This is a genomic window from Synechococcus lacustris str. Tous (assembly GCF_003011125.1).
Lineage (GTDB): Bacteria > Cyanobacteriota > Cyanobacteriia > PCC-6307 > Cyanobiaceae > Synechococcus_D > Synechococcus_D lacustris.
Genome location: NZ_PXVC01000180.1, coordinates 1 through 1,490, shown reverse-complemented (window position 1 = coordinate 1,490; position 1,490 = coordinate 1). Strand labels below are relative to the sequence as shown.

Annotated in this window: 2 protein-coding genes; one reads left to right on the top strand and one right to left on the bottom strand. The window is 43.0% G+C overall.

The window, feature by feature from the left end; all coding sequences use genetic code 11:
* Positions 1-435, top strand: a 435-nt coding sequence (locus tag C7K08_RS14075) for a hypothetical protein (protein WP_206603878.1), incomplete at its 5' end; no start/stop codon positions are given.
* Between the two features lie 12 nt (positions 436-447).
* Here the strand turns inward: C7K08_RS14075 and C7K08_RS15695 are convergent.
* Positions 448-1,490: hypothetical protein (locus C7K08_RS15695; protein WP_161955943.1), on the bottom strand; the 1,043-nt coding region annotated here is incomplete at its 5' end.

Genomic DNA, 1,490 nt, shown 5'->3' with positions numbered 1-1,490 from the left:
ATTCCAGACGCAGTCGCTCTTTGGGTTGGACCAATTGGGGCTGAAGAGCCGGGTTTAACTTGGATGCTCCTTGTCGATGTAACTCTCGCCCTTCAACAGGCATCACTATTTGTACTGACTACTGGTGGTTCCGCCAAAAGTGGTGAAAGTTTTGGTCTTATTGCTGCCGAGTCGCTAATGGTTGGATGTCCAATGTTGTCGGTTGGGGCTCCGCCTTTAGGAGTGGCCCATTGGTGGCCAAAGGAACTCCAATTAGATTTGGCCGTGATGAATCAAAAAGAATTACTGGAACGTATTCAAGAAACGTATGAAGGAGGGAATAAGGAACGATTGCGCCGTCGTTTGCTAGCTCAGCCTTACCTTACTAAGCTGGCAAGAGATCGTAGGCTAGGCATCAAGCAGTTGGTTCAAATATGTTTTTCTTCAGCAAATTGAAATGATAAGGTTTTAAAATTTAATATTTAGCATTGATCTTAAATAAAACAATGGTCTTGTTGTTATAGCCTCACCCATATCGCACTGCCTACATGCCGGTATATTTACATTATTACCATAATCACTATTTGGGATCAAATTGCCTACTCCTGGAGTAATCGTCCAGCCGATCTCCTTAAATGGCTGCAAACTCAATGAAACATTTAGATTTCGTCCCCACCATTCAGTGATCAGATGGGCTTGGTCAGTAACTGCAAGTGTTAACACACCAAGCGGGTAATAATTTCCCCATTCCGTTCCTTTTAAAAACGCATCTCTCCATTGCATATCATTGCATTTCCGGCGTCCATCCCAACAACCAGCATCTTTTGCATACTGAATTTGGGCACTAATCACTTGATCGAGAGGACGATACTGGCCGTTGCCAACACCAACTGTTAGATAGAGATCTGAAAACCATCGAGTTGAAGTGTCAAAAGGATCCGTGGGTTCGGGGCGTAGTGTAATTCGATGACTAATAACTCCGAATGCACTTTTCGGCCTATCTGAATCAAGATTGCGAGGCCCACCCCAACGAATCATTCCTTCTGTTCCTATCTTGATAGCAGTATCTGGGCCTATATTTCTACTAATAGAAACTCCAGTTTGATTACCTCCTAGGTATTTTCCAGACTGCCCTTGTCGAATGGTGTTTTGGGTGATATTACTTATAAGTACTGAAACTCCATTGAGTGGATCGCCGAAACCTATGTACGAATCCAGCACAGCCTCACCAATTTCCTGAATTGAAGTAATTGTTGGAGTGGGATGATTTATGCATTGCTTTGACTCTATTGTGCAATCGGATCCTGAAAAACCGAATCCTGCCATTACACCCTTAGCTCCATATCCCATAGGCACAGTTGTACTGATTGATGGAAGCCACCTACCACCCCTATAAAGATCTCTAAAGCCACCGTAGGTAATATTTTTAATACTATTGGTGTTGGCAAGTATGTTAAGGCCTCGATCCAAAACATTAGGCTCTTCAATGCTTTTATTTAAAGGTACTACAC